Genomic DNA, 7,477 nt, shown 5'->3' on the forward strand with positions numbered 1-7,477 from the left:
CCGCACCGCGTGCCGGGTCTCCGCGTCGACGTCGAGCGCCGTGCTCAGATCGGCGGCCAGGGGATCACGTGCCGGCGGCCGTCCGGCTTCGGGAGCCGGTCCTCGGCGAGCAGAACTCTCACCCGTTCGCGGGTCGCGGCCACCTCGTCCGGCGTAATCAGCTCGCCCAGCCGCGCGCCCAGCGGCCCGGCCAGATCGCTCGCCAGCGTGCTCAGCGCCGCCCGCGCGGGGCCCGGCAGCGGCTCGCCGGCCCAGCCCCACAACAACGTGCGCAGCTTGTCCTCGACGTGGAAGCAGACGCCGTGGTCGATCCCGTACACGTGGCCGTCGGGACCGGGCAGCAGGTGGCCGCCCTTGCGGTCGGCGTTGTTGATCACCGCGTCGAACACCGCGATCCGGTGCAGCGCGTCGGCGGCGGCGTGCACGAGCAGGGCGGGCTGCTCCTTGCCGTGCTCGTCCGGGACGACCACGTGCGCGATCGGCTTCCAGGCCGGGCCCGGGTCCACCGCGGGCAGGATCGTCACCGGTTCCGGCTCGTCCTCGGCCGGCTTGTGGTCGATCCACAACTGGCACATGCCCGCGCCGTACGGCCCCTCGCGGAACACGGTCGTCGGCACGATGTTCCAGCCGAGCGCCTCGGACACCTCGTACGCGGCCACCTCGCGGCCCGCCAGCGTACCGTCCGGGAAGTCCCACAGCGGTCGCTCGCCCGCGACCGGCTTCCACACGCACGGCAGCGATATGCCCTCCAACGTCGCGGTGCAGTACAACGTCGCGTTGGAGGCGTCCTCCAGCCGCGCCTGTACCGTCAACTCGCCCCGGCGCAAGAGCTCCGGGACGGCGGCGGCGTCGAGAACCGTGTCGGTCAACGCCGGTATCCGTTGGCGCGCGGGCAGATGTGGCCCTCGGGGTCCATCGGCAGCCCACAGAACGGGCAGGCGGGCCGGCCGGCCGCGACCACGAGCAGCGCGCGCTTGGCGAACGCCCGGGCCTGACCGCCGGTGAGCCGGACCCGGAGCAGCGGCGGGCCGTCCTCGTCGTCGTCATCGCCGAGCAGGGTGTCCTCGGGAGAGTCGTCGTCGGGCACCTGGGCCTGCGCCTCGACCACGAGCCGCTCGTCGTCGGCATCCCACGCGAGGGCCATCGTGCCGACCCGGAATTCCTCCAGGATCGGCGGCAACAGCGGCCCGGAGTCCTCAAGTTCGGTCGGCGTCACGGCCGGCACGGCGGTCTCGCCGCCGGTGCGACGAACCAACTCGTCGAGCAGTTCGTCGACGCGTTCGGCCAGGACGGACACCTGCGTCTTCTCCAGGGCGACGCTGGTCACGCGGCCGGCGGCGGAAGCCTGGAGGAAGAAGGTTCGCTGGCCGGGCTCACCTACGGTGCCGGCGACGAACCGCTCCGGGGGGTCGTACAGGAAGACCTGGCGGGGCACGAGCTGCTCCGTGTTTCTGTCGAGAGCGGGACGGGGGTGGTCGCGGTCTGTCGGTGGTCGGATGGGCGGTCGGGCGGACGGTACGGCGAACCTGGACCGCACCGGAACCCGACTGGGGGTTCCGCACGGTTATATCCGCCACACCCGGGGGGCTATTCCCGGACTCCCGGTTTCCCGAGTTGCCGGATGCCCGGTACTCCGGTTCCCCGGTTCTCCCGGACGATCCTGCCCGTTCCCACCGGGTTCGATCTTGCCCGGGTGTTCCCGCCCGGCCAAAGTCGGCGAGGGCGCGCGGGGGAGTGCGCCCTCCCCGGCACCCTACGGCGCGCCGGCTCCGCCGCCCACCACCGCGTCACCGGACCCGGACGCGTGCCGCCCGTCGGGCGCCGGCAACAGGCCGGCCACCGAACCACCGGTGTCGTTGAGTCGGCCGACACTCGGTCGCTGCGTGCCGTACGAGATCACCGTGAGCGAACACGGGTCGACCTGGATGCGCTGGAACAGGTCCAGATGCATCCCGAGCGCGTCCGCGACCAGGGCCTTGATCACGTCGCCGTGCGAGCAGACCAGATACATCGCGTCCGGCCCGTGCTCCGCGGCGATCCGCTCGTTCCATTCCCGGACCGCGTCCACGGCCCGCGCCTGGGTGGTACGCAGTGCCTCGCCGCCCGGGCCGGGGAAGGTGACCGCGCTCGGATGCATCTGCACGGTCTTCCACAACGGATCCTCGGCGAGCTTCTTCAGCTCCTGCCCGGTCCAGTCGCCGTACCGACACTCGCCGACCCGCTCGTCCACCTGCGCGCCGGCATTCAGCGCCGACTCGGTTCCGCGCCGGGCCGCCAATACCGCCTCCGACGTCTGCCGACACCGCTCCAGCGGACTGGTCACCACGGCCGCGAGCGGCACCTCGGCGATCCGCCGGCCGAGCGCCGCGGCCTGTTCCTCGCCCCGCTCGTCCAAAAACACCCCCGGCGTCCAACCGGCGAGCACCCCCGTGGAGTTGGCCGTGGTCCGCCCGTGCCGAACAAAGAGCACCGTCGTCATACACCCAACCCTATGTCTCCCCCCATCGCGGCCGGCCTCGGGCATGCGGGGCCTGCGGGCGGCTCGGGCGGTTCACCCACCGGCTCCACCCGTTGCCTGCGGCGTGCCGGCCGCGGTTCTTCGGGCACAGGGGGGCGGCCTGCTCCGGCTCCCGGCCACCGACGGGGCCGACGACGCGCTCGCCCCGCTCGCCACCGGCCTCGCGGCCGGCCGGCAAAATGGACCGGTGATCGTCGACTGCGCCATCTACACCAACGGCCGCCGGACCCAAGGCCCCGCCGACTTCTCGGATGCGCTGGACCAGGCCCGGCGGGTCGGCGACTCGTTCCTCTGGATCGGGCTGCACGAACCGACGCCGAGCGAGTTCGATCTGGTCACCAGCGAGTTCGGGCTGCACCCGCTCGCCGTCGAGGACGCGCTGCACGCGCATCAGCGACCCAAGCTGGAGACCTACGACGACTCGATCTTTCTCGTCCTCAAGACCCTGCACTACTACGACGAGACCTCCTCCGTGGAGACCGGCGAGCTGATGATGTTCGTCGGCGACTCGTTCGTGGTGACGGTCCGTCATGGGCCGGGCGCCGAGCTGAAATCGGTCCGGCGTCGGGTCGAGAAGCAGCCCGAACTGCTCAAGCACGGCCCGGGCGCGGTGCTGTACGCGGTCGCCGACGCCGTCGTGGACGCCTATCTCGCGATCGCGGGCGAGCTGGAGACCGACCTGGAGGAGTTGGAGGCCCGGGTCTTCTCGCCCAGCCGGGAAAACGACGCCGAGCGCATCTACCTGCTCAAGCGCGAGGTCCTGGAGTGCCGCCGCGCCGCGCTGCCGCTGATCGAGCCGATACGCAAACTGGCCACGGCGGACGTCCCCTTCGTACCCGCGGAGACCCGGCCGTTCTTCCGCGACGTGGCCGACCATGTGACCAGGGTCACCGAACAGATCGAGTCCTTCGATCGCCTGCTGACCGACGTACTCGGCGCGCACCTGGCCCAGGTGGGCGTGCGGCAGAACGAGGACATGCGCAAGATCTCCGCGTGGGCGGCGATCTTCGCGGTGCCGACGATGATCGCGGGCGTGTACGGCATGAACTTCGAGCACATGCCCGAACTCGGGTCGGCCTGGGGCTATCCGGGAGCGGTCGCCCTGATGGTGTGCTCGTGCATCGTGCTGCATCGCATGTTCCGCAAGAGCGGCTGGCTGTAGCGGGCGCTTCGTCGAGGGCGGGGGTCGCGTCGGGGCGCACCGAGTTGCGTCGGGTTGCATTGGGTTGCGTCGGGTAGCACCGGGTCGCGTCGTGTCCTTTGCTTCTTTTGGTCGTTGAACCACATACCGGCCGTGGCGGGGATGCACTGGACTCCCCCGCCGCGGCCTGATTTCGTTCTGTGATCGATCAAGCGGTGGACGCCGGCACCGCCCACGCCGGACTCTCGTAGGCTTCTGCTTGTACAGACGCGGCGGAAGCAGGTGGGGATGTTCGGCAAGTCGGGCAGGCAGCGCACATCGGGGACGCGCCCGGCCCAGGTTCCGGGGGCCGGAGCCGCCGGGGCCGACTGGTCCTCGCACAGCCAGCTGGAGGACGCGGTTCGCTCCTACCTGCTGCATCCGGACGTCGCGCTGGAGGCGTTGGGCTCGGTCCTCGGCCGGCGCCCGGTCCGCGGCTTCACCCTCGAACGGGTCGTGGACATCAACGCGAACGGCACCTCGGTGTGGCAGGAGGCCGCGGTCTGCGACGACCGGCGGCTCGTGTTGTGGCACAGCGAGGACATGACCGACCCCTCCGCGCCCGGCGGCACCGTGCTGGACTCCTCCGTACAGGTGATCCCGCTGGGCTCGGTGTCGCACGTCGGCATACGCACGCTCGTCGGTACCGACCACGACGGACGCCGGCAACTGCGCGGCGCGTTCGTGTTCCTGGCCACGCCGACCCTGCAGGAGGTGGCCACCGTGCGGGGCGAGGACGGTACGTCCACCGGCCGCTTCCGGCAGGAGGCGTACCGGTTCAGCAAGTCCCTGGAGGACGGCGGTCCGGGCCAGATCCGCCGCCTCCTGGAATTCGCCGAGGTGATCGCGGCCCGGGTGCCGGGGCCGCGCTGACGGGTCGTCGTCGGGTCGGCGGGTCGAGAAGTCCCTGGAGGACGGCGGTCCGGGCCCGTCGGTCCCGCTAGGACGCCGTCCCGGACAACTCCAGCGCCTCGGCGGCGACCCGGAGCGCGGCGACGCGTTCGTCCAGGGTGGTGCCGTTCGGCGCGATGGTCAGGGTGGTCACACCCGTGGCGGCGTACGCCTGCATGCGCTCGGCGATCCGCTCCTTGCCGCCGAGCAGGCTGGTCTTGTCGATGAAGTCGTACGGGACGGCCGCGCCGGCACCGAGGTAGTCCTTGGCCAGGAACCTGTCCTGGATCTCCTTGGCCTCGGCCTCGTAGCCCATCCGGATCGCGAGCCGGTTGTAGAAGTTCTGCTCCCGGCTGCCCATCCCGCCCACGTACAACGCCGCGTAGCCGCGTACCTGGTCGGCCGCGTGCCGCGGGTCGTCGCCGACCACGAGCGGGACGGTCGGTACGACGTCGAAGTCGGTCATCGCCAGACCGGCCTTTTCCCGGCCCGCGCGGATGTGTACGAGCGATTCCTCGGCGTGCTCCGGCGCGTAGAAGACACCGAGCCAGCCGTCCGCGATCTCGCCGGTCAGTTCGAGGTTCTTCGGGCCCACCGCCGCGATGTACAGCGGGATGTGCTCGCGCACCGGGTGCACGGTGAGCTTGAGCGGCTTGCCCGGACCGCCGGGCAGCGGCAGGGTCCAGTTGGCGCCCTGGTGGTCGACCCGTTCGCGGCGCATCGCCTTGCGGATCACCTCGACGTACTCGCGGGTGCGGGCGAGCGGCTTGTCGAACTTGACCCCGTACCAGCCCTCGGACACCTGCGGCCCGGACACGCCCAGGCCGAGCCGGAACCGGCCCCCGGAGAGCACGTCCAGCGTCGCGGCGGTCATCGCGGTCATGGTGGGCGTCCGGGCCGGGATCTGGAAGATCGCCGAGCCGACGTCGATCCGCGTGGTCTGCGCGGCGACCCAGGACAGCACCGTCGCCGCGTCCGAGCCGTAGGCTTCCGCGGCCCAGCAGACCGCGTAGCCGAGACGGTCGGCCTCCTGGGCCACCGCCAGGTTGTCGGCGTCGTTGCCGGCGCCGAAGTAGCCGAGGTTGATGCCGAGTCGCATACGGACCTCCTCTTTGTGGGTTCGAACCGGAGTTGTTTGTGGTGTGAGCGTCGTGGTGCGTGGTTGTGGTGTGGTGAGTGCGGTGCGGTTGGCGTGGTGCGGTGGTTGCGGTGCGGTTGGCGTGGTGCTCGGCCGACCATATCGCGATACCTACCCGCCGGTAACCTGCTTGGGCGGCATACCGCCGAACGGCCCCGCCAACGGCGGCACAGGGGAGGGAACGGCTAGTCTCCGGTGCCATGGAGCAGCGACATCTCGGCCGCACCGGCCTGCGGGTCTCCCGCATGGGCCTGGGCACGATGACGTGGGGACGAGACACGGACGAGCACGACGCGGCCGACCAGATGAAGGCATATCTGGACGCCGGCGGCAACCTCGTGGACACCGCCGACGTGTACGCGGACGGCGAGGCCGAGTACATGATCGGCCGTCTCCTGGACGGGTACATCCCGCGTTCGGAATTGGTCATCGCGACCAAGGCGGCGAGCGTGCCCTACAGCGAACGCCGCTTCGACGGATCGCGCGGTCACCTGCTCCAGGCCCTCGACCACTCGCTGGCCCGCCTCGGCACCGACCACGTCGACCTGTGGCAACTCCACGCCTACGACCCGTCGACGCCGCTCGAAGAGACCCTGCACGCGCTCGACCTCGCGGTCACCAGCGGTCGGGCCCGCTACGTCGGCGTCTCCAACTTCTGCGGCTGGCAACTCGCCAAGGCGGCCACGTGGCAATCCGCCGCTCCCGGCCGGGTGGTCGTGGCCAGCACCCAGATGGAGTACTCGCTGCTGCAACGCGGCATCGAACGCGAGGTCCTGCCTGCCGCCCTGGACCTGGGCGTCGGCCTGCTCCCGTGGTCCCCACTCGGCCGCGGCGTCCTGACCGGCAAGTACCGCCACGCGATGCCGGCCGACTCGCGCGGGGCCTCCGCCAACATGGGGCCCTTCGTGGCGCCGTACCTGGACGAGCACTCGCGCCGCATCGTCGACGCGCTCGCCACCGCGGCGGACGGGCTGGGCGCCGCACCGATCGAGGTGGCGCTGGCCTGGGTACGCGATCGGCCCGGGGTGGTCGCGCCCATCGTCGGCGCGCGCAACGCCGCGCAACTTCGGGCGTCGTTGGCTGCGGAGAGTGTCGTTCTTCCTGCGGAGATCCGGTCGGCGTTGGAGGACGTTTCGCAGCCTATGACGGGGTATCCGGATCACACTTGGAGTCAGGCTTAGGGGCTGGGGGCTGGGGGCTGGGGGCTGGAGGGCTGGGTCGCGGGCGAGCCGAACGACCGGGTTGAGGTTGTGAGTGCGGCGGTTGGGTTTGAGTTGTGAGCGGGCCCGAAGCGATCCTTGACGCGGGGTCGCGGGGTCGCGGGGTCGCGGGGTCGCGAGTGCGGTGAGCGCGGTGAGCGGTGGACTTAAGTCGCGCGCTGGGACGGATGCTTGGGGCTGGGTCGCGAGCGGAGCGAGCTGGTGGGGCCCAGACGTACGCCCAACCCCAGGCCCGGGCCCAGGTCGCGAGCGCAGCGAGCCCGGAAGGCCCCGGTCGCGAGGTGAGCGCCGCAACCGGGCCCGGGTCGTGAGCGGAGCGGGCGGGGTGGGGGGCTTTCGGCGATGCAGCGCTGCTTTTTGTTGGGCGCCTTCGGCGCCGGCTCGCGAGGCACCACTTTTTTGCTCCGTCGCGGGCTCCTCCACAAAAAAGTGGCCCCTCGCTCGTGACTTCGTGTCCCTTCGCTTCGCTCCGGGCCACGAAGTCAACGTTTTGCGGCTCCGCCGCTCTCCGCGCTGCGCGCGTCGATCAC

General features: G+C 71.2%; 7 protein-coding genes. 3 read left to right on the plus strand and 4 right to left on the minus strand.

The window, feature by feature from the left end; translation table 11 throughout:
• Positions 1 to 44: 44 nt before the first annotated feature.
• The 3 genes from ABZ374_RS25605 to ABZ374_RS25615 all read right to left on the minus strand — a co-directional run bounded on the left by ABZ374_RS25605 (position 45) and on the right by ABZ374_RS25615 (position 2,479).
• Positions 45 to 896, minus strand: a complete 852-nt coding sequence (locus ABZ374_RS25605) for an SCO1664 family protein (RefSeq protein WP_360314910.1) — start codon at positions 894 to 896, stop codon at positions 45 to 47.
• On the minus strand, positions 866 to 1,435 hold the full coding sequence (locus ABZ374_RS25610; RefSeq protein WP_360314888.1) for a DUF3090 domain-containing protein: 570 nt from the start codon (positions 1,433 to 1,435) through the stop codon (positions 866 to 868). The genes ABZ374_RS25605 and ABZ374_RS25610 overlap by 31 nt, the downstream gene beginning before the upstream one ends.
• 318 nt (positions 1,436 to 1,753) lie before the next feature.
• Entirely contained in the window at positions 1,754 to 2,479 is a 726-nt protein-coding gene (locus ABZ374_RS25615) for a histidine phosphatase family protein (protein WP_360314890.1), read from the minus strand.
• Positions 2,480 to 2,705: 226 nt separating this feature from the next.
• Between ABZ374_RS25615 and corA the strand changes: the two genes are divergently transcribed.
• Positions 2,706 to 3,680 carry a magnesium/cobalt transporter CorA gene (gene corA, locus ABZ374_RS25620; RefSeq protein ID WP_360314892.1) on the plus strand — a complete coding sequence of 325 codons (975 nt, stop codon included), beginning with the start codon at positions 2,706 to 2,708 and terminating at the stop codon, positions 3,678 to 3,680.
• Positions 3,681 to 3,947: 267 nt separating this feature from the next.
• Positions 3,948 to 4,571: a hypothetical protein gene (locus ABZ374_RS25625; protein WP_360314894.1), complete on the plus strand. Its 624-nt coding sequence runs from the start codon at positions 3,948 to 3,950 to the stop codon at positions 4,569 to 4,571.
• A 67-nt stretch (positions 4,572 to 4,638) separates the two neighbouring features.
• Here the strand turns inward: ABZ374_RS25625 and ABZ374_RS25630 are convergent, their stop codons facing one another.
• Positions 4,639 to 5,688: an LLM class F420-dependent oxidoreductase gene (locus ABZ374_RS25630; protein WP_360314896.1), complete on the minus strand. Its 1,050-nt coding sequence runs from the start codon at positions 5,686 to 5,688 to the stop codon at positions 4,639 to 4,641.
• Between the two features lie 239 nt (positions 5,689 to 5,927).
• Between ABZ374_RS25630 and ABZ374_RS25635 the strand changes: the two genes are divergently transcribed.
• The gene (locus ABZ374_RS25635) at positions 5,928 to 6,908 is read left to right on the plus strand and encodes an aldo/keto reductase (protein WP_360314898.1); all 981 of its coding nucleotides are present in this window, start codon (positions 5,928 to 5,930) and stop codon (positions 6,906 to 6,908) included.
• Positions 6,909 to 7,477 lie beyond the last annotated feature (569 nt).

It is taken from the genome of Embleya sp. NPDC005971, assembly GCF_040629175.1.
Lineage (GTDB): Bacteria > Actinomycetota > Actinomycetes > Streptomycetales > Streptomycetaceae > Embleya.

Bases quoted from the DNA above. Each gene is read 5' to 3' on its own strand.
- ABZ374_RS25635 (WP_360314898.1), top strand. From the start codon at position 5,928: ATGGAGCAGCGACATCTCGGCCGCACCGGCCTGCGGGTCTCCCGCATG.
- ABZ374_RS25625 (WP_360314894.1), top strand. From the start codon at position 3,948: ATGTTCGGCAAGTCGGGCAGGCAGCGCACATCGGGGACGCGCCCGGCC.
- ABZ374_RS25630 (WP_360314896.1), bottom strand. From the start codon at position 5,688: ATGCGACTCGGCATCAACCTCGGCTACTTCGGCGCCGGCAACGACGCC.
- ABZ374_RS25615 (WP_360314890.1), bottom strand. From the start codon at position 2,479: ATGACGACGGTGCTCTTTGTTCGGCACGGGCGGACCACGGCCAACTCC.